Source organism: Arthrobacter sp. 135MFCol5.1 (assembly GCF_000374865.1).
In the GTDB taxonomy this organism is placed as follows: Bacteria; Actinomycetota; Actinomycetes; order Actinomycetales; family Micrococcaceae; genus Arthrobacter.
Genome location: NZ_KB895460.1, coordinates 59591 through 79850, shown reverse-complemented (window position 1 = coordinate 79850; position 20260 = coordinate 59591). Strand labels below are relative to the sequence as shown.

The window sequence follows — 20260 nt, the reverse complement described above, 5'->3', positions numbered from 1 at the left end:
TGGGGCGCTAGTGGCGCACGACGGTGAGGGTGCTCTTATTGGCTGCGGATTCCTCCACGGCGTCCAGGACGTATTGGACGTTCAGTCCTTCTTCGAACGACGGCGAGGGCTGGGTTCCGTCCCGGACCGCCAGCAGGAAGTCGCGGACCTGGTGGGTGAAGGTGTGTTCCCAGCCGATGATGTGTCCCTGCGGCCACCACGCTTCCAGGTAGGGGTGCTCGGGTTCGTTGACCAGGATGCGGCGGAAGCCCTGCTCCCGGGCGGGGGCGGTGGCGTCCAGGAAGCCGAGTTCGTTGAGGTTTTCCAGGTCGAACAGGAGGCTGCCCTTCTCGCCGTACACCTCGATCTGGAGGGAGTTCTTCCGGCCGGTGGCCACCCGGGAGACCTCCACCGAGGCGACCGCCCCGGAGGTGAGGGACAGCGTGGCCCAGGCGGCGTCGTCGACCGTCACCTCTTCGAGGCCGCCTGCGGGACCACTTGTGCCGGGGCGGCGGTCCACGAAGGTGTGCAGCCGGCCGCTGACCTCGCTGACCTGGTCGCCGAGGAGGAAGAGGACCTGGTCGATGGCGTGGCTGGCGATGTCCCCCAGCGCGCCGGACCCGGCGGTTTCCTTCCGCAGCCGCCAGGTCATGGGTGCCTGGGCGTCGGCGAGCCAGTCCTGGAGGTAGGCGGCGCGGACGTGCCGGACCGTGCCCAGGCGTCCCTCGGCGATCAGTTCCCTGGCCAGGGCCAGTGCCGGGACGCGCCGGTAATTGAAGCCGATCATCGACTGCACGCCCCGGGCACGGGCCTTGGCGGCAGCGGCCGTCATGAGTTCGGCCTCGGCCAGCGTGTTGGCCAGGGGCTTCTCCACCAGCACGTGCTTGCCCGCCTCCAGCGCTGCGATCGCGATCTCGGCATGCATCCACCCCGGCGCGCAGATGTCCACGATGTCGATGTCATCCCGTTCAATCACGGCGGGCCAGTCGGTGGCCGACTCCGCCCAGCCGTACGCGGCCGCGGCCTCGGCCACGGCGGTGGCGTCCCGGCCCACGAGGACCTTCTGCTCGAAGGCCGGGACGTCGAAGAAGCTGGCCACGTTCCGCCATGCGTTGGAGTGCGCCTTGCCCATGAAGGCGTAACCGATCGCGGCCACACCCAACGGGCGGCCGGACCGTCGGGAGGGCGTGGAATCGGAGGGGTGTGCGGGTGTGCTCATGATGCGTTCCTGCTGCCTGTCAGAGGGTGGCGGTTTCCGGAGCCCAGTCCTCCGGAATGGCGGAGGATGCCGGGGCGGAGCTTTCGACGTCGATGAACGTGCCGGAGTCGATGGACTCACTGATCGAAACCATGGTGTCCAGCACGTGGTACGCCAGGTCGCCGGTGGCCCTGTGGGCTGTTCCTGCCCGCAGTGAGCGAGCCATGTCCAGCACGCCCATGCCGCGGCCGTTGGCGGGGCCGGTGGCCGGGACGGTGGTCCAGTCCTCGTCGCCGGCGCGCCAGAGCTTGATCTCGCCGGTGAAGTAGTTGGGGTCCGGCAGCGACAGGGTTGCTTCGGTGCCCGTGATCTCCACGAAGCCCATCCGGGTCCGGGGGGACTCGAAGGAGAAGACGCTGTGCGAGGAGGCGCCGGACTCGAACTGCGCCATGGCAGAGACGTGGGTGGGCACCTCGACGGTGAACTTCTCGCCCGCCTTGGGGCCGGAACCGATCACGCGCACATCCTTGGCCTTGGACCCGACGGCGGCCACCTTGCGGATGGAGCCGAACGCCTGGACCAGGGTGGTGAGGTAGTACGGGCCCATGTCGAACAGCGGGCCGGCACCGTGCTGGAAGAGGAACGCCGGGTTGGGGTGCCAGGACTCCGGGCCGGGGGTCTGGAACGTGGTCATCGCCGTCAGCGGGGTGCCGATGTCGCCGCGCTGGATCAGGCGCAGGGCGGTCTGGATCCCGGCACCGAGGAACGTGTCCGGGGCGCAGCCCAGGCGGATCCCGGCGGTGTCCGCCGTCTTGAGCAGGCCCAGCCCGGACTCGCGGTCCAGGGAGAAGGGCTTCTCGGTCCAGACGTGCTTGCCGGCGTTGACGGCGGCGGTGGCCACCTCCACGTGTGCTGCCGGGATGGTGAGGTTGACGATGATTTCGACGTCGGGGTGGTTCAGGGCCTTCTCCACCCCGCCCCACTCGGGGATGCCGTACTCCTTGGCCCGCGCCTCGGCGGCCTCCTCGAAGAGGTCCGCGATGACGTGGACCTTCAAGTCCGGGAACGCAGTGAGGTTGTCCAGGTACTGCTTGCTGATCACCCCGGCGCCGATCACGCCGACGCCCACCGGGCCCTTGCGGGAAGATTTTGCTGCGGGCGTGCTCATGCGTTGGCCCCCTCGGCTGCGGTGTTGCTGTTCAGGAAAGCAAGGCTTTCGGCGATGCCTTCGAAGATGTCACCGGCGTAGTCGTCGAACTCCACGACTCCCACTTCAAGCGACGTGGCCGCGGCGATCACGTCCATGACCGGCACTTTGCCCTGGCCCGCCGGCTGCTGGGCCTTGTTGTCCCTGGTGAGGGGGCCGTCCTTGATGTGGATGAACTTCACCCGGTCACCCAGCTTTGCCAGGATGTCCACCGGGTCCTGCCCGCCCACGGCTACCCAGTAGGTGTCCACTTCGAGGACGAGTTCCGGGTCCAGCAGGGATTCGAAGTATTCCAGCGCGGTGCGGCCGTCGATGATGGACTCCAGCTCCCAGGCGTGGTTGTGGTAGCCCACCCGGATGCCGTACTCGGCCCCCTTCCTGGCAGCCTGGTTGAGCTTTTCGGCGGTGGCTTGGATGTCTTCGGCCTTCTGCCAGTGCTCGGCGGGCAGGAACGGGTCAATGACCGTGCTGATGCCCAGTTCCTTGGCCGCGGTGAAGATCTCGTCCTGGTCCTGGCTCATCAGCGGGGCGTGGCCGGACGGTGCGGTGAGGCCGTTCTCTTTCAGGGCTGCGCCGAGTTCCTTGGCCGTGGCTACGAAGTTGTAGGGCTCCACCTGGGTGAAGCCGATATCGGCAACCTTCTTGATGGTGCCGGGCAGGTCCTCGGAGATGGCGTTGCGGAGCGTGTAGAGCTGAAGCGAGTAGGACATGGGTTTCCTTAGCGGTGTTGGGAAGTGGTTGGTCGAATGCGGCGGTCAGCGGCCGGCGAGGGAGCCGCCGATGCCACCGACGCTGAAGTATTTGTTCAGGGCGGCGAACACGATGACGGGCGGGAGCATCATGACCACGGCCAGGGCCATGACTGAGGTCCAGTCTGTCGCGTTTTGCTGGAAGAAGGACTGCACGCCCATGGGAAGGGTAAAGATTTCGTTGGAGCGGAGGAAGACGATGGCCACGAGGTAGTCGTTCCAGGCCAGGAGGAAGGCGAAGATCGCGGTGGAGAGGACGCCGGGGAGGGAGTTTCGGAGGACCACTTTGGTGAAGGATCCGAAGACGGAGCAGCCGTCGATCCAGGACGCTTCCTCGAGGCTGATGGGGATGGAGTCGAAGTATGCGGCCATCATCCAGGTGGCCACCGTCATGGTGGAACCGACGTAGATGATGGTCAGGCCCAGGAGGTTGTCCACCAGGCCCATCCCGGCGAACAGGATGAACAGCGGCACCACCGAGGTGATGATGGGCAGCGACTGCATGACGAACAGGAGCAGGGAGTAGCCGGAGACGGCCTTGGACCGGCCGCGGGAGAGGACGTAGCCGGCGGGTGCGGCCACCGCCACCGATACCACCACAGTGGAGAGGGTGGTGACCAGGCTGTTCTTCAGCCAGGTGGCGGCAAGGGTCTTGGAGAACACGTTGCTGAGGTTCTCGAAGGTCAGGCCGGTGGCGGTGCTGTTGGGGCCGGGGGTGAAGGCGAGCACGATGGTGACCATGATGGGCACCAGCACGATCGCGGTGATGATGAGGATGGCGATGAACCGCCACCAGCGGCCGCGTTGGCCGGCTTCGGAGAGTACCCGGCGGGTGTTGCCTGCCTGGCCGACTCCCAGGGCCGGGCCGGATTGGGGATGGGCGTGGACTGCTGCGCTCATTATTCGACACTCGACTTTCGGATCTGGCGGTACAGGATGACCGAGATGACCACCAGGGTCATGGTCATGAGGAAGGCGATGGCCACGCCGGGGCCGGTGGCAAAGTCCTGGAACACGGTGCGGTAGGCCAGGACCACCAGGGAGGTGGTGGCGTTGACCGGTCCGCCGCCGGTGAGCAGGTAGATGGTGGGGAAGTCGTTGACGCAGAAGATGGTCATCAGGATCCAGCTGATGTAGGTGGAGCGGGCGATCAGCGGCAGGGTGATCTGGGTGAATTGCTGCCAGCGGCTGGCGCCGTCCATGCTGGCGGCCTCATAGACGGTGGTGTCCACGGAGGCCAGGGCGGCGGAGATCATCATCATCATGAACGGGAAGCTGACCCAGACTTTGAAGACCATCACGGTGATGGAGGCCAGGGTGGGGTCTGCCAGGAACAGCGGGGTGCCCAGGCCAAGGTTCCGGAACAGCGCGGGAATCAGGCTGTCCGGGGTGGCCACCAGCCAGTTCCAGGCGGTGGAGGACACCACGATCGGCACCACCCAGGGCAGGAGCAGCAGGACCTTGAACGTATTGCCGGCGGGGATCTTGGTGCGCAGGAGCAGGGCGAGGCCCAGGCCCACGAGCCAGGATCCGAACACGCCGACGATGGTGAACCAGAGGGTGAACTGGGCGGCTTTCCAGAACGCCGGTGAGCTCAGGACAGTGGAGAAGTTCTGGACGCCCACGAAGTTGCCGGTCTGGAGCAGGTCGCCGTCGTGCGTGGCCTGGACCGCGGCGTAGATCAGCGGGTAGCCGTGGATCAGGACCAGGAGGACCACAGAGGGGAGCAGGAGCCAGAAAAAGGTCCTGGTGGCCTGGGCCGAGAGCTTGCTCTTGCGTTTGCCGGGGGCGGCCCCGGACCCGCCGGGGGCAAGCCCGCGGCGGGCCCGGGCGAGGCCGGATTGTGCAGTGGTGGAGGACATGGCGGGCGCTTACTTCTTCAGGACGGACTCGAGGCCGGACTGGAAGGTCTGCAGGGCGGTCTTGGCGTCGGCCTTTCCGGTGATGATGGTCTGGCTGAACTGGTTCAGGGCCTGGCCGCCGTCGAGGGCGGCAAGATTCGCGTTCAGCTTGCTGCCCTGGGAGGCGAAGGTCTTGGCGATCGGCTGCCAGTCCTTGACGATCTTGACGTTGTTGGGGTCGTCCGCGAACTCGGGCATCTCCGTGATGGATTTGAAGACCGGCAGTGCGGACATGAGCTTCTTCTGCCACAGCTGCTTGAGCTGGCCCAGGTAGTACACCAGGAACTCCTCGGAGGCGTCCTGGGACGGGGTGTTGGTGTACATCATGATGTTGTTCGGGAACACGATGGTGGCTTTGTCCCCGTGCGGGCCCTTGATCGGGTCAGCGACCAGGAGGTCGCCGGAGGTGTCGCCCACGCGCTGCGGAACGTTCACCTGGAACAGGCCGTAGCCCGCCTTGCCGTCCTTCCACTGGGCTGACATGTTGTCGGTGGTGTAGCTGACAGCGGCGGGGTCCACGATGCCGTTGGACACGAGCTCCAGGACGAACTCCATGGCCTCGACGTTGCGGTCGTTCAACAGGTCCAGCTCGCCGTCCTTGTTGAACACGCCGCCGCCGTTGTTGACCATCATCATGATCATGGAGTGGTTGGCGTAGTTGTTGCCGGCACCTGCGCCGGTGGTGAAGCCGAACGCGCCGACCTTCTTCAGGGCCTTGCCGGCTTCAAGGAGGGACGGCCAGTCCGTGGGCAGGGCAACGTTTGCCTTCTCGAAGAGGGACTTGCGGTACCAAAAGACGCGCATGTCCAGCTGCCAGGGAACAGCCACGTAGCCTTTGTCCGACTTGAAGGGGTCCAGCACGCCGGGCAGGAAGTCATCGAACTGGCCGTTCGCCTTCAGCTTGTCGATCACCTTGTCCGCATAGGCGATCTGGCCCTGCTGCTCGAACTGGAACGCCTGGAAGCCGCCGCCGGTGGAAACCGCGGGACCGGTCTTGGAAGCAATCGCGGAGGAGAAGGTCTGGTAGAAGTTGTTCCACTGGATGATCTGGTAGCTGGCCTTGCTGCCGTTGGCACCGGAGAAGCCCTCGGCGATGCTCTTGGCGGCATCATTGTAGGCCGGCGTTGCCCAGGGCATGTCCCAGAACTTGACGGTCCCGCCGGCCCCGCCCCCGCCGCCCTGCGACGCCGAGCCGCCACCACAGGCTGCCAGCAGCGGCACGGAGGCCGCGGCAGCCGTCAGGCCCAGAAAACCGCGGCGGGAGAAGGAGCGGCGTGGTTCGGAAGATGCATTCATGGTGTGTCCTTTCGGGACCGTCGGACGCAGTGTGCCGTGGGTACGGTCCTGCTCATCGTTGAGAGTGGAGGTGGGACTGGGCTGCTGTGTTCGGTTGCGTATCTAAAAGGTGGTTACGTGGCGGTAAGGGTTGCGTAAAGGTCGGTCAGCCGGGCGAACCCGGCCAGGTCGTCCGGCCTGGTGCCGGCGCTGAGGTGTTCCTTCAGGCGCCGCCACGCAAACCGGTGGGCGGATTCGTACAGGGTGGGAAGCAGGAGGTCGCCGTGCGGCCCGGTGACCCGGACCTCGGCAGGCCATGCGGCGTCAGGGTCGGGGACCCGGACGGCAACCCCGCCGTCGGCGGTGTAAAGGCGGATGTCGACGCCGGCGGGCCGGGCGGCGGTCAGCACGCCCTGGGCGGTGAACGGCGCACCGTTTGCCAGCCGGCCGCTGGCCGTGTAACCGGAGGTGTCCAGGCGCAGGATGGCCACGCCGTCCAGGCGGCCCGCCACGGCAAGCAAGGCGGCGAAGTGGTCGCTGAGGAGTTGCCGTGGATCGGTGCCGGGCGCCGCCGTCGCCACGCTGTCCAGCAGCGAGGCGCTGCCCAGCCCGCTGCGCACTGCGCCACGGGCATCCGCGCCGGAACCTTCGCCGACCAGGGCCGGGTTCGCTGCCCAACGGAGATCGAGGACGACGACGGCCCCCGCCGCGTCCGCGGCAGCCGCGAGCTCCGAGGTGTCCTCGGGCACGGGGTTGGCCACCACAATGCCGCGGGCCCCTGCCTGCATGGCGCCGGCGGCTTCGGCGGCCCATCCACTGCTGCCCGCAACCACCCGCACGTCGGCCTGGCCGGAATGGCCGGCCGGCATAGGGCCGAACGTTGCAGGCAGCGATGCCACGGTCTCGGTGACGGCGCCTGCCTCCCGGGCTGCGGGCGTGGCGTGCACCGTGAAGTGGGCGCTCATGCGGAAACTCCTGCCGTGTCGGCTGCGGCCGCATGGTCCAGGGCGGCGCTTTCCACCGTGGCCTCGGCGATGGCCAGGGCGAACGTGAGGTCGTCGATCAGGGTTTGGGCGGGCGGGGCCTGCCGGGTTCCGTTGGCGAGCCCGGCAAGTTCGCGCCACTCGCCCTCGTAGCCGTTGTGGCCGAACGGGCCGAAGCTGGTGGTCTCGCTGCCGTCATTGCGGGTAAAGGTGGCCACAGCGGAGCCGGCCTGGACGTAGGAGGGTGTGAAGTCGATCCGGAGCGCGGAATCGTCGGCGATGGCCTCGAAAGTCCACTCGGGCTTCCAGGTGCCGTTCATGACGGCCCGCAGTTCAATGACCCGGGAGGGGGTCCGGAGCGAGACCGCGTAGCCGAACGGGCGGACGTGCCGTGCCTGCAGGACGTCGACGTGCTCGAAATCGGGCGTGAACCGGCGTACCAGCGGAAGGTCGTGGATGGCCAGGCCCATGATCCCGCCGTGGAGGGCGGCTTTGAGGACCTCGCTGTCCGAGTAGTCCGGCCGGCCGGCGGCGGGGCGGGTGAGGATTTCCGTGGCGAAGTCTTCGAACCGGGCGTTCGGTGGCAGGACGATGGAGGAACGGATGGTGTGGGCCGTTTCGGGAAGGTCGCCCCAGTTCTGTTCGGCGGCGAGCCAGCCCGGATCGAAGGTGTGCATGGCGCCGACGACGATCGGGACCCCGGTTTCGGTGCTGACCGCGGAGATGCGGGTGGCTTCCTCGGCGTTCATTGCGAACGGCTTTTCGCAGAGGACGGCCTTCTTGCCGGCCCGGCAGGCGGCGATGACCTGGTCCGCGTGGAACTGGTGGGGGCTGCAGATCGCGACGATGTCCACGGCCGGATCGCCCAGCAGCTCGTCCATGCTCGAGCTTGACGTTGCCCCGACGCGCGCCGCCACGGAAGACGCAACGGCTGCGTCGACATCCATGATGTGCCGTACCTCGAGGACATCGCGGAGCCGGGCCAGGGCGGGAAGGTGGATAGCCTGGGTCACCGGTCCTGCCCCCAGGATGCCAACCCCCAAGGGCCGGTCTGTCGGCGCGATGTGATGGGACAAGTTCAATTACCTCTTCGTAAGCGGACTCTGCAGTGGTGGGATCACCGTGGTGGATACCAGCCATCGGATTCACGAATGTGCCCTGAGTCACAAGGTAGAACTACTTTTGCCGCGCGTCAAGCAAAAGTTGCTTGTTTCTCGCTATTCTTCTGGCGTGATGACAGTACTAAGTAAGAGTGTTATGACTTAGTGCATGACTTCTTCACCCGCCGGGAAACAGCTCGGGAAGGAATCCGACGCCGGCAATCTGTCGCGTGCGGGGGACCTGTTCCAGCTGCTGCGGGACGGCAGGGCCCGTACCCGTGCCGAGCTGGCCCTGAGCACGGGCCTCGCCCGGTCCACGGTTGCCTCCCGGATTGACGCGCTCATGCTCTCCGGCCTGGTGGGACCCGCCGGTGAGGCACTCTCCAGTGGCGGGCGGCCGCCGTCGCGCTTTGCCTTCAACCCGTCCGCCCGCCTGGTGCTGGCCGTCGACGTCGGTGCCACACACGTGATTGTCGCGGTCACCGACCTTGGCGGGACGATCCTCGCCGAGCACCGGCTGTCCCTGCAGGTGGCCGACGGGCCGGAAGCCGTGCTGGACCAGGTGGTTGCGCAGGGCAAGGAACTGCTGGCGTCGGCGGGACGCAGCGTCACCGAACTCGCGGGGATTGGCATCGGGCTTCCGGGGCCGGTGGAACACGACACCGGAAAACCGGTGAAGCCGCCCATCATGCCTGGCTGGGACGGGTTCGACGTGGTCAGCTACGTCCAGCGGTCCCTGCCCGTCCATGTGCTCGTGGACAACGACGTGAACATCATGGCGCTGGGGGAGCAGTCCGCCCACTGGCCCGAGCACAACAATTTCTTCTTCGTGAAGGTGGCCACCGGCATCGGATCCGGCATCATCAGCAACGGGCAGCTGCAGCGCGGCGCGAACGGCACGGCCGGCGACCTTGGCCACATCCAGGTGGCCCGCGGCGCGGAGGTGCTCTGTGCCTGTGGAAACTACGGGTGCCTTGAGGCACTCGCGTCCGGGCCCGCCGTCGCACGCTCTCTCCGGGACCAGGGCGTGGACGTCGCCAGGGGCGCGGATGTGCTCCGGCTCGCCGCCGACGGCAACCTGCAGGCCATCCAGGCGCTGCGGCAGGCCGGCCGGGACATCGGTGAGGTGCTTGCCACCGCGGTGAACCTGCTCAACCCGTCCGTCATCGTGGTGGGCGGCAGCTTCGGCGAGACGGGCGAGCACCTGGTGGCGGGAATCCGTGAGGTGGTCTACCGGCGCTCACCGCCGCTGGCCACCTCACACCTGCGCATCAATGTCTCCCGGGCAGGCGACCAGGCGGCCGTCCTCGGGGCGAGCCAGCTGGTCACCCAGTACGTCCTCTCGCCGGCCATCATCGAAGCCACGCTGGCGGGCGCGATCGCGGGGTAGTACAGAGCAGCGCCGGGCGGCGCCGGGAACGAATCCTCCGGCGCCGCCCGGCGTCCTCCGTTAAGCCTCCGCGTCCGGCTCCGGCGCCTCGGTAAGGAGCAGTGCCGTCCCGCCGTAGGCCGGCAGTTCGAGGAAGAAGCTGTGCAGGTCGTCCACCTGCCCCACCGTCTCGCCGCTGAAGAGGTCCTTGACGTTCGCCCCGGAGGGCAGCTCGTTGGACTGGATGCTGCCGGCGATGTCCTGCCCGGAGAAGTTGAGCGCCGTGACCTGCAAGGCGCCGTCCTGGAGCCGGTTGACCAGCACCAGTGCCCCGCGGTTGGAGACCTCGGGGACATCGAGCAACGTGCCCGTGGCAATCCCGTTGTCCTCACGGACGGCAAGGATCCGCTGCAGCCTGCGCGCGAACGAGTTCGCATCCTGAAGCTGCTCCGGCAGCGTGCCGTACAGGCTGCGCGCCCGCGGCATGCCCGCCGAGGACGTGGTGGCGTCCGGGCTGGTCCCCATGAGGTCGTGCGCGCCGCGGTTGATCCAGCGGGTGTCGCCCTGGGAGGTGAGTTCCCGGACGCTGCTCCGGTCCAGGGCCAGGATGCCCGTGAGATCCCAGCCGGAGAGGGCGAAGACTCCCGGCTGCAGCGCGTTGTACATGGCCAGGAGGATGTGGACGTCCCGGATCTGTGCCTCCTGCTCCGGGGTCACGGCGTCCGGATCCTGGATGCCCAGGGCGGCCATGATGAAGCTGACGGTGGTGCAGGCGATGCCGTTGGTGGTGAAGACGGCGTTGTACGATCCGTTCTCACCGGTCAGCCGGTCCCGCAGGGTCTGCTGGACCTGCTCGGCGAGCTGCGCGCCGGTGAGTTCCTCACCGTTGAGTTCGAACATCTCCTCCCGGTGCCCGGCGGCGAAGTGCAGGAGCTCGTAGGTCAGTTCGTCATGGTTCTGCAGGGCGTGGACCAGGGACGCCTGGTCCACTCCGATCTCCATGGACAGGCGCAGCGTCAGGCGCAGGAATTCGGTGTCCGCGGTGACAAGGGCGTAGTGGTACGCGGGGCGGGTGATGAAGTCGTACGACAGGTCGGGACCCGATTCGGAGGTTGCCTTGATGTCGTCGATGGTGAGGTTCAGTTCCTGGAAGGAGAACCCGCCCACCTTGCGGATCATGGATCCGATCAGCTGGTTGGCGGCCTCGGACAGCGGGTGGCCCTCGGACCAGCCGGGTTGTTCCTCGGCGCTCTTTTCCACGCCCAGGAACCCGTTGGCGTCAAGGCGGAGCGCCCCGGTGCCCAGGTCCACCAGGGAGTGCAGGGCGTCGCCCACCACCAGCCGCATCCCGGCGAAGGTGGGGTCCAGCCAGTTGATGGAGGGCTGCCCGGCCTTGAAGTAGTGCAGGTAGACCCAGCGGCGGGTCTTGCCGGTGGTGTCCACGATGGGCCGGGTGGCGCTCCAGTTGGTTTCCTTCACCCCGGGTTCGTAGAAGATGACGCGCTGGAGCCTGCCGATGATGTACCCGGCTTTCTGCAGCGCCTGTTCGGAATCCGGGCTGAGGTTGACCGAATCCGCCCCCTCCGGGACATCGGGCAGGAGGTTCCAGTCCTCCTCCGGAATATCCACCATGTGGTAGATCCCGGGGTAGTCGCGGAAGTTCATTTCGGCCAGCCGGAAGTCGGCGCCCTTGCCGGTGTGGCCCGGGACGATGTCGTCAATAACCGTGCCGCCGTGCTCAGCAGCGACCTCGCACATGCTGCGGAACTCTTCTTCGGTGCCGAAGACCGGATCGATCGCCATGCTGATCCGGTCGAAGTGCCCGTCCACACTGGGCGTGTGCGACCAGCCGCTGATGCCGCCGGCCAGTTTCACCGGCCCGGTGTGGATGCCGCGGATGCCGATCTCGCGGAAGGCTTCCCACATGGCCTTGTCTCCCAGGGCGGACAGGAACGACCGGCCCGGCTCGGTGATGAAGGACAGCGGGTAGGCGGTGAACCAGACAGGGGCGCGTTCGACGGCGGCCCGGGGGTTCGGATGCGCGTACGAGTTCTGCCACATGCTGGCCTGGCCGGACAATTGCCGGGCCAGCACGTTGGCGTCACCGAGCATGGCCTGGTTGCGCAGCCAATCCACGTACGCGGCGTTCCGGCCGTCGAATTCGAAGGAGGGCCTGTTGCCCACGAATTGGCGCCGGCGCGCGACGGGCCGCAGCGCTTTTGGCCGGGCGGCGAAGAACTGTTCGTCGAAAGTGACTTCCAGGTCCGCTGCCGGCTCCGTGGCGGCTGCCTCCCCTTCCCCGACTCCGGCGGTGTTCTCCGCATCCGAAACGCGCTCGCTGGTCCCCGGCTCCCGCATAAGCTCCTCTTTCCACTGCTCGTCTCCGTGCTGGCATGGATGCTCCGTAGCTCCTTGCCCGTGGAAAAGTACCCAGCCGGACAAGGAGTATTCGGTGTTCCCTCTCCCGATGCTACTGGGCGGCGCAACCGGTGGACGGAACAAACCTGCCGGGCTGGCGGATGCCTTGCCCGGTCTGTCGGCCGATGTCGCGGTGCAGCTGTTGCCGTACAGGGACCCTGTCAGCGAACAATTTCCTCCTCTTTTTGGCTTATTTCTGCTGCCACTCCCGCCAGGGCCCCGTTCGGACGTATTCTGGGAACCAGGTTTTGTAGTAGGCCGAAGCGCTTCGAACAGGGCTGGAACATGGCGGCTGAACCTTCGGGGCAGGTTGGCTGGGGGCTGCTTCCTGTTACCCCGGAGCCGGTCTTCGACAACAAGGATGTCGAAACCTTCCTCCGGGAAGTCACCCATGACTTTATGAGCGAGATCAAGGGTGAACGCCGCGGTATCGGCTGGGCCGCCACGCTCTTCCGCCTGGGCCAGGGACGCACGCTTGCTGCCAGCGCGGAGCAGGCGCGGGAGGCGGACCGGGAACAGTGCTCGTTCGCCGACGGGCCCCTCATGGAGGCCATGCGCACCGAGGAATTCGTCCTGGTATCCGATCTCAGCCGTGACCGGCGCTGGCCCGGTTACGCGAGTGCGGCGTCGGGCCATGGGGTGCAGTCGATGCTCTCCGTTCCCATCATGTCTGAAGGCGGGACGAGTGCTGCCATCACCTTCTACGCGGGCGTGCCGCACGCGTTTACCAGCGATGACCTGGTCAGGATTCAGGGCTTTGTGCGCCAGATGGCCCGGGCCCTTCGCCTCGTGTTCCGCGTGGCCGAGAGGGCCGAAGCGACGGCCGGCCTCGCCGTCGTCCAAAGCTCCCTGGTCCTGGTGGACCTGGCCGTGCGCAGCCTTTCCAGCGAATACGGCCTCAGCAGGGAGGCCGCGCTGCTTTTCCTGCAGACGCAGGCACTGCACCATGAGCTTGACCTGCGGGACGCGGCCCTGAACGTCGTGGCCCCGGGGACCGGCCGGGACCGGAGCGGCGCAACGCCGTCCGCGTTGCGGCAGGAAGCGTACGACGGCGTCGCGGAGCTTCCGCGCCCGTCGGCGGCGGGGCGGGGCTTTCCAACCGGAAAGCAACCCCGCAGGAACGCTGCGGTGAAGACGGAAACCCCGCCTCCCGCAGAAGGGAGGACAGCATGACCATCCAGAAGCAGGAGCCGCGCCTCATCGCGGACAGCCCGGACGGCCACCCCTGGCGCCGGTTCGTTGCCCTGGGAGACTCCTACACCGAAGGAATCGGCGACCCGGAACCGCTCAGCCTGGGCGGCCTTCGGGGCTGGGCGGACCGTGTGGCCGAGGAGCTGGCGTCCGGCCGTCCCGACTTTGCGTACGCCAACCTGGCCATCCGGGGACTGCTGCTGCGGCAGATCCTCGACGGTCAACTGGCCGCGGCGCTGTCCTTGAAGCCGGACCTTGTCGCCATTGCCGCCGGTGGCAACGACATCATCTTCAGGCATGGCGATCCGGACAAACTGGCCGGGAAGCTGGACCATGCCATCGGCACGCTCGCAGCCACCGGTGCCACCGTGCTTCTTTTTGCGGGCCCGGACTGGGGCAACACACCGGTGTTCGGCAAGATCCGCGGCCGCGTGGCCATCTACAACGAGCACCTGCACACCATCGGGGCCAGGCACCACGCCATCATGGTTGACCTGTGGTGCCTGCCCGAGCTTCAGCACGCGTCAATGTGGGACCCGGACCGGCTGCATCTGTCGCCGCTGGGCCACCACGCCGTGGCCGCGGCAACCCTTGATGCGCTGGGAGTGGAGCATGCGCTCAAGCCGTTGCAGCCGAAGCCGCTGCCGGCCCACGGGTGGACGCAGGCCCGGGCGGAGGACCTGGTGTGGGCGCGGCAGTATTTCATGCCGTGGGTGCTCAAGCAGTTGCGGCCCCGCCAGGCCGACGCGCTGGCGGCCAAGCGGCCGCAGCCCGGCCCGGTCTTCGGCCAAGGCCTTCCTGGTCCCTTCCCGCCGGGACACCCGGCCAAGGGACTGGCGATGGGCCCAGGCACGGCAGCCGGCGGCCCGGATGGGAGGGCGGACCGGGTGGCCTGACGCCGGTCCGGGTCAGCGCTTCCTGGGCGTCCGCTTCGAGGCTGCATTCATGGCAGCCTTGACGGCCGGCGGCAGTCCCGTCTGCTCGGTTTCGGGTTCGGCCGCTGTTCCCCGCGCCTTGGCGATGGCGCGCATGCCGTGGTAGATCACCAGTGCGGCTGCCGAACCCAGCGCGATGCCGGTGAACTTGAGGTCGCCGATGGTCCAGGTGTAGTCGGCGATGCCGATGATCAGGGCCACAGCCGCGGTGGTCAGGTTTACGGGATTGGCGAAGTTCACCTTGTTCTGGACCCAGATCTTCACGCCGAGGATGCCGATCATGCCGTACAGCATGGTGGCCGCGCCGCCCAGGACGCCGGCCGGGACGGTGGCAATCAATTCGCCGAACTTGGGGGAGAAGCTCAGCAGGATGGCGAACATGCCGGCCACCCAGTAGGCCGCCGTCGAATACACCTTGGTAGCCGCCATGACGCCGATGTTCTCGGCGTAGGTGGTGGTTCCCGAGCCGCCGCCAAGGCCGGCGAGGACTGTTGCCGCGCCGTCGGCCATCAGCGCCCGGCCGGAGACGCCGTCAAGGTTTTGCCCCGCCATGGCGGCAACCGACTTCACATGGCCGATGTTCTCCGCCACCAGCACCAGGACTACAGGGACGAACAGCCCCAGCACGCCGATGTGGAACTCGGGGGTCTGGAACTGCGGCAGGCCAACCCAGGCTGCGGCGTCCATCTTGTCGTAGGCCACCTCGCCCCGGAGCATGGCCACCACGTAACCCACCACGACGCCCACCAGGATGCTGAGCCGGCCGAGGATTCCGCGGAACAGGACGCTGACCAGGATGATCGTGGCCAGCGTGACGACGGCCGTGATGGGGGCGGCGTCGAAGTTCTGCTTGGCTGCGGGGGCAAGGTTCAGGCCAATCAACGCGACGATGGCGCCGGTGACGATGGGCGGCATCAGCCGGTTGATCCACCCGGCGCCGAACTTCTGCACCACGGCACCCACGAGGGCCAGGGTGGCACCGGCGAGTACCACGCCGCCCAGCGCGCCCGGGATGCCGAACTGTGCCTGCGAGGCTGTGATGGGCGCGATGAACGCAAAGCTGGAGCCGAGGTAGCTGGGCACCCGGCCCTTGGTGACCACCAGGAACAGCAGGGTTCCGATGCCGGAGAAGAACAGCGTGGTGGCCGGCGGCATCCCGGTGATGATGGGCACCAGGAAGGTGGCGCCGAACATTGCCACCACGTGCTGCATGCCCACGCCGATGGTCAGGGGCCAGGCCAGCCGCTCATCCGGGGCCACCACCTGGCCGGGCTTGATGGTTTTGCCGGTGCCGTGCAGCTTCCATTTGATTCCGAGCATGCTCATGGGAAGGAATGCCTTTCAGGGGGTGCCGCGAGGGGGCGAAGGATAACTCGGTCCAGAATACCGCCAAGTATTTCGCTGCCGTCCGTTGTGGCCAACGTCACCTGCCGTCATGGGAAGAGGAACCAAGCACTTGAAGTTGCAACTATGGAAAGCACAGAGGCCACCCCGGTAGGCGGGCGGCACAGCGAAAGGTAAGCCAATGACCATTGCACACGAAGAAGCGGTTATCGATTCGGCGGCCGTGGACGCGATCTTCGCCCAGGCCCGCACCGCCAACACGTTCACCGGCGAGGTGACCGAGGAGCAGGCGCAGGCCATCTACGAACTGACCAAGTTCGGGCCCACCGCCTTCAACTCCCAGCCGCTGCGGGTCACGTACGTCCGCTCGCCCGAAGCCCGCGCCACCCTGGTGGATGCGCTGTCCCGCGGCAACCAGGCCAAGACCGCGTCGGCTCCGCTGGTGGCCATTCTCAGCTATGACACCGACTGGGCGGGCAAGTGGGACAGCTTCCTGCCCGGCTACAACGCCCCCAAGGCCATGTACGATGCCGATCCCGAGCTCGCCGCCGCGACGGGCAACAACAACGCCCACCTGCAGGCCGGCTACTTCATCCTGGCCGTCCGCTCACTCGGTTTCGCCGCAGGACCGATGACCGGCGCCGACTTCAAGGCCATCGACGCCGCCTTCTTCCCGGCAGGTGACCAGAAGAGCTTCCTGGTGGTCAACATCGGCCAGCCCGGCGAGGAAGCCTGGGGCGAGGCGAAGCCCAAGTACTCCTACGACGACGCCGTCCGCACCGTCTGACGCCACGGCACGTTCCTCGGCTAAACCACGAACGCCCCATCACTTGGTGATGGGGCGTTCGTGCTTAAGCTGCGGGGCTTCCGGTCAGGCGATGACGCTGTCCACCAGCGCCTTGGCCTCGGCCTGCACCTGCTTGAGGTGTTCCTCACCCTTGAAGGACTCGGCATAGATCTTGTACACGTCCTCGGTGCCGGACGGGCGGGCAGCGAACCAGGCGTTCTCGGTGACCACTTTCAGGCCGCCGATGGCAGCGCCGTTGCCGGGTGCCTCCGTGAGCTTGGCGGTGATCGCCTCCCCGGCCAGTTCGGTGGCCGTGACGTCAGCGGCGGAGAGCTTCCCCAGCTTGGACTTCTGCTCACGCGTGGCGGCTGCGTCAATGCGGGCGTAGACGGGAGCGCCGAACTGGTCCGTCAACCCCTTGTACAGCTGTGACGGCGACTTCCCGGTCACGGCGGTGATCTCGGAGGCCAGCAGCGCCAGCAGGATTCCGTCCTTATCGGTGGTCCACACGCTGCCGTCCAGCTTGTTGAAGGATGCGCCGGCGGATTCCTCGCCACCGAACGCGCCTTCACCGGAGAGCAGACCGGGGACAAACCATTTGAAGCCCACCGGGACTTCCACCAACTTGCGGCCCAGGCTCTCCGCCACCCGGTCGATGATCGAGGAGGACACGAGGGTCTTGCCCACCACGGATTCGGGGTTCCAGCCGCTGCGGTTGCGGTAGAGGTAGTCGATGGCGACCGCGAGGTAGTGGTTCGGGTTCATCAGGCCGCCGTCGGGGGTGACGATCCCGTGGCGGTCGGCGTCGGCGTCGTTGCCGGTGGCGACATCGAAGGGCACGGACCCGTCGGCACCCACCGACATCCGGCTGATCAGGGAGGCCATGGCGGACGGCGACGAGCAGTCCATCCGGATCTTCTCGTCCCAGTCCAGGGTCATGAAAGCCCACTGCGGGTCCACGGTGGGGTTGACGACGGTGAGGTTCAGGTGGTGCCGTTCGGCGATCTCGCCCCAGTAGTCCACGGACGCCCCGCCCATGGGATCGGCGCCGATCCGGACTCCGGCCTCGCGGATGGCGTCCAGGTTCAGGACGGACGGAAGGTCATCCACGTAGCTGCTCAGGAAGTCGAACTTGCCGGTAGTGTCCGCGGCCTGCGCGTCGGCCAGCGGGATCCTCTTGACGCCGCGCAGTCCGTTCTCCAGCAGTTCGTTGGCACGGTTGGCAATCCAGCCGGTGGCGTCCGAGTCCGCGGGTCCGCCGTGCGGCGGGTTGTACTTGAAGCCGCCATCGGCCGGCGGGTTGTGGCTGGGGGTCACCACAATGCCGTCAGCCTGCGGGGCGCCGGGCGCGGCCTTCCGGTTGTATGTGAGGATGGCGTGGCTCAAGGCCGGGGTGGGGGTGTAGCCGTGGCGGGCGTCCACCAGGACGTGGACGCCGTTGGCGGCCAGCACCTCCAAGGCGGAGTTCTGCGCCGGTTCGCTCAGGGCATGGGTGTCCTTGGCCAGGAACAGTGGGCCGGTGACACCCTGCGCTGCCCGGTATTCCACGATCGCCTGGGTAATTGCCACGATGTGCTGCTCATTGAAGGACGCTTTGAGGCTGGAGCCCCGGTGCCCGGAGGTGCCGAACACCACGCGCTGGCCTGGATCACCCAGGTCCGGCGCGATGTCGTAATACGCATCAAGGAGCGCAGTGATGTCAACAAGGTCCTGGGGTTGGGCAACTGTACCCGCGCGGCTAGCCATGGGACCAGCATGCCAGAACCTGGCGGGAGTCAAAACGAATTGCCCAGGATCCGGACGCTGTGACACGCAATGACGTCACCAACCAAGTAGTGCACCTGAGTACAGCACCGTGAAAGTACCTATATACCGGCCCTTCAGCGCCCTGCTATTTTCAAGAAAATTCCAGGCATGCAAGCGAAAGCAGCGGACGACGGCGGGACCCGCCGATCGTCCCGTCCGGCAAGGAAGCGGGGACGTCCAATGGGGGCAGGAGACGGGGCAGCCGAGCAGTCCAGGCTCGCTGCCGAACGTGTTGCCAGGCTGAAGCGCCAGCTGGATGAGGCCGAACGGTCCACCAAGGCCTGGGACGCCGGAGCCCTGGGGGAGCGGGTGGTGGCGGACAAGCTGAGCGAACTGGTCCCGCGGGGCTGGTACGTGCTGCACGATGTCCACTGGCCGGGCCGGCCCAAGGCCAACCTTGACCATGTCCTGGTGGGCCCCGGCGGGGTGGTGGTGGTTGATTCGAAGAATTGGTCCGGCGAAGTGCGCGTAGTGTCCGGCGTGCTCTGGCAGGGCCGCTACGCGCGGACCCAGGCCGTGGAGGGAGCGCTGGCACAGTGCGCCGCCGTCGCCTCGGTGCTGGCCCCCCAGCATCGCCGGCTGGTGCGTCCGCTCATCTGCATGGCGGCCCAGCCGGATCTCTTCGGGGTGACCGCCTCCGATGTAGCCGTGGCGGGTTCCCACCGGGTGGTGCGGACCATTGAGGCGCTTCCGCCGGTGCTGGATCCGCAGGCGGTGGTGGGGTTGTACGAGCAACTGGGCCAGCAGCTCACGCATGAACAGGAGCCCGGCATCACGGCCCTGCGGAACGTCCGCCCCGGAACCGTGGTGCGCCCGGCAGGGGCCCTGCCGCCTGGCGGCCCCGTCGCGGGTGCGGCGGAAGGGCGCCAGCCCGTCGATGGCAGGAGCCGCAGCGGAAGCATGTCCCGGCATCCGGCCGGCCGCAACCTGCCGGCAGGCGGATCCCGGGCAGCAGCGGCGGGCATTCCGGCCGGCCGCCGCGGCGGGAAAGCCAAAGCGCAGCAGAGCGGCACCAGTGGCGGGAAGTTGGCCCTGTTGGCGGCCTTCGTCATTTTTGCCGTTTATTTCCTGCCCTACTTGGCCCGCTGACACCCAGTCCGGCGCCGGGCCGCAGCCCGTCTTTGGCCGCGGCCCGTACCGCGCGGGTGATCCGGTTGAGGCCGTCAGAATCGAGGGTCCAGGCCTGCCAGTAGAGGGCCACATCCTGGTAGCCGTCATCCAGCCGGACCAGGCCGCCGTCCGAAAGGCCATCCGCGAGCTGGAGTTCCGGGATCATGCCCCAGCCCAGGCCCGCCTTGACCGCCGCGAAGAAGCCCTCCGATGACGGCACGGTATGCGTAGGGGGAGTCTGCCCAATGCCCTTGGCCGCCAGGAGTTGCAGCTGGAGGTTGTCCTTGGCGTTGAACTTCAGGACGGGCATGGCGGCCCAGTCAACACTGTCGGCCGCCGCAAACCGGCGCCGCAGTCCGGCGCTGGCCACCGGGATGTACCGCATGGAACCCAGCATTTCTGCCCGGCACCCGCTGACGGGCACTGGATCAGAGGTCACGGCGCCCATCACGTCTCCTTCGCGGAGCAGCTGGCTGCTGTAGCCCTGGTCTTCGACACGCAGGTCCAGCACGGCGTCCTCCCATCCGGCGGCCCGTTGGAGGACGGGGACAAACCAGGTGGCCAGGGAGTCCGCGTTGATGGCCACGGGCAGGTGGGCGCGGGCTGGCAGCCCCGCACCGAGCGCTGCCGATGTCTCCGCCTCCAGCACCTGGACCTGCCGTGCCATGCGCAGCAGCAGTGCGCCGGCGTCCGTGGTGGTGCAGGGCGACCGGCGGCGGACCAGGACCTGGCCCACGGATCCCTCGAGGGCCTTGATCCGCTGGCTGACGGCTGACGGCGTGATGCGCAGGAGGTCCGCCGCCGCCTCGAAAGTTCCTTCGTCGATGACCGCGACCAGGGCCTTGAGATGCTCCAGATTCATGAAGAAATTCTAATGCGTACGCAGAATCCTTTACTTGCCTACATAT

Annotated in this window: 17 protein-coding genes; 5 read left to right on the top strand and 12 right to left on the bottom strand. The window is 67.3% G+C overall.

Annotated elements, in window-relative coordinates; genetic code table 11:
* Positions 1-7 precede the first annotated feature (7 nt).
* The 8 genes from C563_RS0114040 to C563_RS21335 all read right to left on the bottom strand — a co-directional run bounded on the left by C563_RS0114040 (position 8) and on the right by C563_RS21335 (position 8368).
* Positions 8-1198 carry a Gfo/Idh/MocA family protein gene (locus tag C563_RS0114040; RefSeq protein WP_018762702.1) on the bottom strand — a complete coding sequence of 397 codons (1191 nt, stop codon included), beginning with the start codon at positions 1196-1198 and terminating at the stop codon, positions 8-10.
* Between the two features lie 19 nt (positions 1199-1217).
* Positions 1218-2345, bottom strand: a complete 1128-nt coding sequence (locus tag C563_RS0114035; protein WP_018762701.1) for a Gfo/Idh/MocA family protein — start codon at positions 2343-2345, stop codon at positions 1218-1220.
* The gene (locus C563_RS0114030) at positions 2342-3094 is read right to left on the bottom strand and encodes a sugar phosphate isomerase/epimerase family protein (protein ID WP_018762700.1); all 753 of its coding nucleotides are present in this window, start codon (positions 3092-3094) and stop codon (positions 2342-2344) included. Before C563_RS0114030 ends, C563_RS0114035 begins: the two co-directional genes overlap by 4 nt.
* Before the next feature lie 45 nt (positions 3095-3139).
* On the bottom strand, positions 3140-4033 hold the full coding sequence (locus C563_RS0114025; RefSeq protein WP_018762699.1) for a carbohydrate ABC transporter permease: 894 nt from the start codon (positions 4031-4033) through the stop codon (positions 3140-3142).
* Positions 4033-4995, bottom strand: a complete 963-nt coding sequence (locus tag C563_RS0114020) for a carbohydrate ABC transporter permease (protein ID WP_018762698.1) — start codon at positions 4993-4995, stop codon at positions 4033-4035. Before C563_RS0114020 ends, C563_RS0114025 begins: the two co-directional genes overlap by 1 nt.
* 9 nt (positions 4996-5004) lie before the next feature.
* Positions 5005-6330, bottom strand: coding sequence for an ABC transporter substrate-binding protein (locus C563_RS0114015; protein WP_018762697.1), 1326 nt, complete (start codon positions 6328-6330; stop codon positions 5005-5007).
* 113 nt (positions 6331-6443) lie between these two features.
* A complete protein-coding gene (locus tag C563_RS0114010; protein WP_018762696.1) occupies positions 6444-7274 on the bottom strand; it encodes a hypothetical protein in 831 nt (276 codons plus the stop codon).
* Positions 7271-8368: a Gfo/Idh/MocA family protein gene (locus C563_RS21335; RefSeq protein ID WP_155845190.1), complete on the bottom strand. Its 1098-nt coding sequence runs from the start codon at positions 8366-8368 to the stop codon at positions 7271-7273. The genes C563_RS0114010 and C563_RS21335 overlap by 4 nt, the downstream gene beginning before the upstream one ends.
* Before the next feature lie 193 nt (positions 8369-8561).
* Between C563_RS21335 and C563_RS0114000 the strand changes: the two genes are divergently transcribed.
* Positions 8562-9782, top strand: a complete 1221-nt coding sequence (locus tag C563_RS0114000) for an ROK family transcriptional regulator (RefSeq protein WP_018762694.1) — start codon at positions 8562-8564, stop codon at positions 9780-9782.
* 60 nt (positions 9783-9842) lie between these two features.
* Here C563_RS0114000 and treS read toward each other — a convergent pair whose 3' ends face one another.
* Positions 9843-12119, bottom strand: a complete 2277-nt coding sequence (gene treS / locus C563_RS0113995) for a maltose alpha-D-glucosyltransferase (protein WP_018762693.1) — start codon at positions 12117-12119, stop codon at positions 9843-9845.
* Between the two features lie 345 nt (positions 12120-12464).
* Between treS and C563_RS0113990 the strand changes: the two genes are divergently transcribed.
* Both C563_RS0113990 and C563_RS0113985 read left to right on the top strand, forming a co-directional pair.
* Positions 12465-13352, top strand: a complete 888-nt coding sequence (locus C563_RS0113990; protein ID WP_018762692.1) for a GAF domain-containing protein — start codon at positions 12465-12467, stop codon at positions 13350-13352.
* Positions 13349-14266 carry an SGNH/GDSL hydrolase family protein gene (locus C563_RS0113985; RefSeq protein ID WP_018762691.1) on the top strand — a complete coding sequence of 306 codons (918 nt, stop codon included), beginning with the start codon at positions 13349-13351 and terminating at the stop codon, positions 14264-14266. Before C563_RS0113990 ends, C563_RS0113985 begins: the two co-directional genes overlap by 4 nt.
* A 12-nt stretch (positions 14267-14278) precedes the next feature.
* Here C563_RS0113985 and C563_RS0113980 read toward each other — a convergent pair whose 3' ends face one another.
* Positions 14279-15631 (bottom strand): uracil-xanthine permease family protein, encoded by a 1353-nt coding sequence (locus C563_RS0113980; RefSeq protein WP_018762690.1) that lies wholly within the window; start codon positions 15629-15631, stop codon positions 14279-14281.
* 199 nt (positions 15632-15830) lie between these two features.
* On the opposite strand from C563_RS0113980, the gene C563_RS0113975 reads away from it, so the two are divergent.
* Positions 15831-16436 carry a malonic semialdehyde reductase gene (locus tag C563_RS0113975; protein WP_018762689.1) on the top strand — a complete coding sequence of 202 codons (606 nt, stop codon included), beginning with the start codon at positions 15831-15833 and terminating at the stop codon, positions 16434-16436.
* 84 nt (positions 16437-16520) lie between these two features.
* Here C563_RS0113975 and pgm read toward each other — a convergent pair whose 3' ends face one another.
* A complete protein-coding gene (pgm, locus tag C563_RS0113970; protein ID WP_018762688.1) occupies positions 16521-18182 on the bottom strand; it encodes a phosphoglucomutase (alpha-D-glucose-1,6-bisphosphate-dependent) in 1662 nt (553 codons plus the stop codon).
* 240 nt (positions 18183-18422) lie between these two features.
* Between pgm and C563_RS0113965 the strand changes: the two genes are divergently transcribed.
* Complete coding sequence (locus C563_RS0113965) at positions 18423-19331, top strand: nuclease-related domain-containing protein (RefSeq protein ID WP_018762687.1); 909 nt, start codon at positions 18423-18425, stop codon at positions 19329-19331.
* Here the strand turns inward: C563_RS0113965 and C563_RS0113960 are convergent.
* The gene (locus C563_RS0113960; protein WP_018762686.1) at positions 19291-20214 is read right to left on the bottom strand and encodes a LysR family transcriptional regulator ArgP; all 924 of its coding nucleotides are present in this window, start codon (positions 20212-20214) and stop codon (positions 19291-19293) included. The two genes, C563_RS0113965 and C563_RS0113960, sit on opposite strands and share 41 nt — an antisense overlap.
* Positions 20215-20260: the final 46 nt, after the last annotated feature.

Excerpts from the sequence above, each read along its gene's own strand:
- C563_RS0114040 (WP_018762702.1), bottom strand. The coding sequence starts at position 1,198 with ATGAGCACACCCGCACACCCCTCCGATTCCACGCCCTCCCGACGGTCC.
- C563_RS0114035 (WP_018762701.1), bottom strand. The coding sequence starts at position 2,345 with ATGAGCACGCCCGCAGCAAAATCTTCCCGCAAGGGCCCGGTGGGCGTC.
- C563_RS0114030 (WP_018762700.1), bottom strand. The coding sequence starts at position 3,094 with ATGTCCTACTCGCTTCAGCTCTACACGCTCCGCAACGCCATCTCCGAG.
- C563_RS0114025 (WP_018762699.1), bottom strand. The coding sequence starts at position 4,033 with ATGAGCGCAGCAGTCCACGCCCATCCCCAATCCGGCCCGGCCCTGGGA.
- C563_RS0114020 (WP_018762698.1), bottom strand. The coding sequence starts at position 4,995 with ATGTCCTCCACCACTGCACAATCCGGCCTCGCCCGGGCCCGCCGCGGG.
- C563_RS0114015 (WP_018762697.1), bottom strand. The coding sequence starts at position 6,330 with ATGAATGCATCTTCCGAACCACGCCGCTCCTTCTCCCGCCGCGGTTTT.
- C563_RS0114010 (WP_018762696.1), bottom strand. The coding sequence starts at position 7,274 with ATGAGCGCCCACTTCACGGTGCACGCCACGCCCGCAGCCCGGGAGGCA.
- C563_RS0114000 (WP_018762694.1), top strand. The coding sequence starts at position 8,562 with ATGACTTCTTCACCCGCCGGGAAACAGCTCGGGAAGGAATCCGACGCC.
- treS (WP_018762693.1), bottom strand. The coding sequence starts at position 12,119 with ATGCGGGAGCCGGGGACCAGCGAGCGCGTTTCGGATGCGGAGAACACC.
- C563_RS0113990 (WP_018762692.1), top strand. The coding sequence starts at position 12,465 with ATGGCGGCTGAACCTTCGGGGCAGGTTGGCTGGGGGCTGCTTCCTGTT.
- C563_RS0113985 (WP_018762691.1), top strand. The coding sequence starts at position 13,349 with ATGACCATCCAGAAGCAGGAGCCGCGCCTCATCGCGGACAGCCCGGAC.
- C563_RS0113980 (WP_018762690.1), bottom strand. The coding sequence starts at position 15,631 with ATGAGCATGCTCGGAATCAAATGGAAGCTGCACGGCACCGGCAAAACC.
- C563_RS0113975 (WP_018762689.1), top strand. The coding sequence starts at position 15,831 with ATGACCATTGCACACGAAGAAGCGGTTATCGATTCGGCGGCCGTGGAC.
- pgm (WP_018762688.1), bottom strand. The coding sequence starts at position 18,182 with ATGGCTAGCCGCGCGGGTACAGTTGCCCAACCCCAGGACCTTGTTGAC.
- C563_RS0113965 (WP_018762687.1), top strand. The coding sequence starts at position 18,423 with ATGGGGGCAGGAGACGGGGCAGCCGAGCAGTCCAGGCTCGCTGCCGAA.
- C563_RS0113960 (WP_018762686.1), bottom strand. The coding sequence starts at position 20,214 with ATGAATCTGGAGCATCTCAAGGCCCTGGTCGCGGTCATCGACGAAGGA.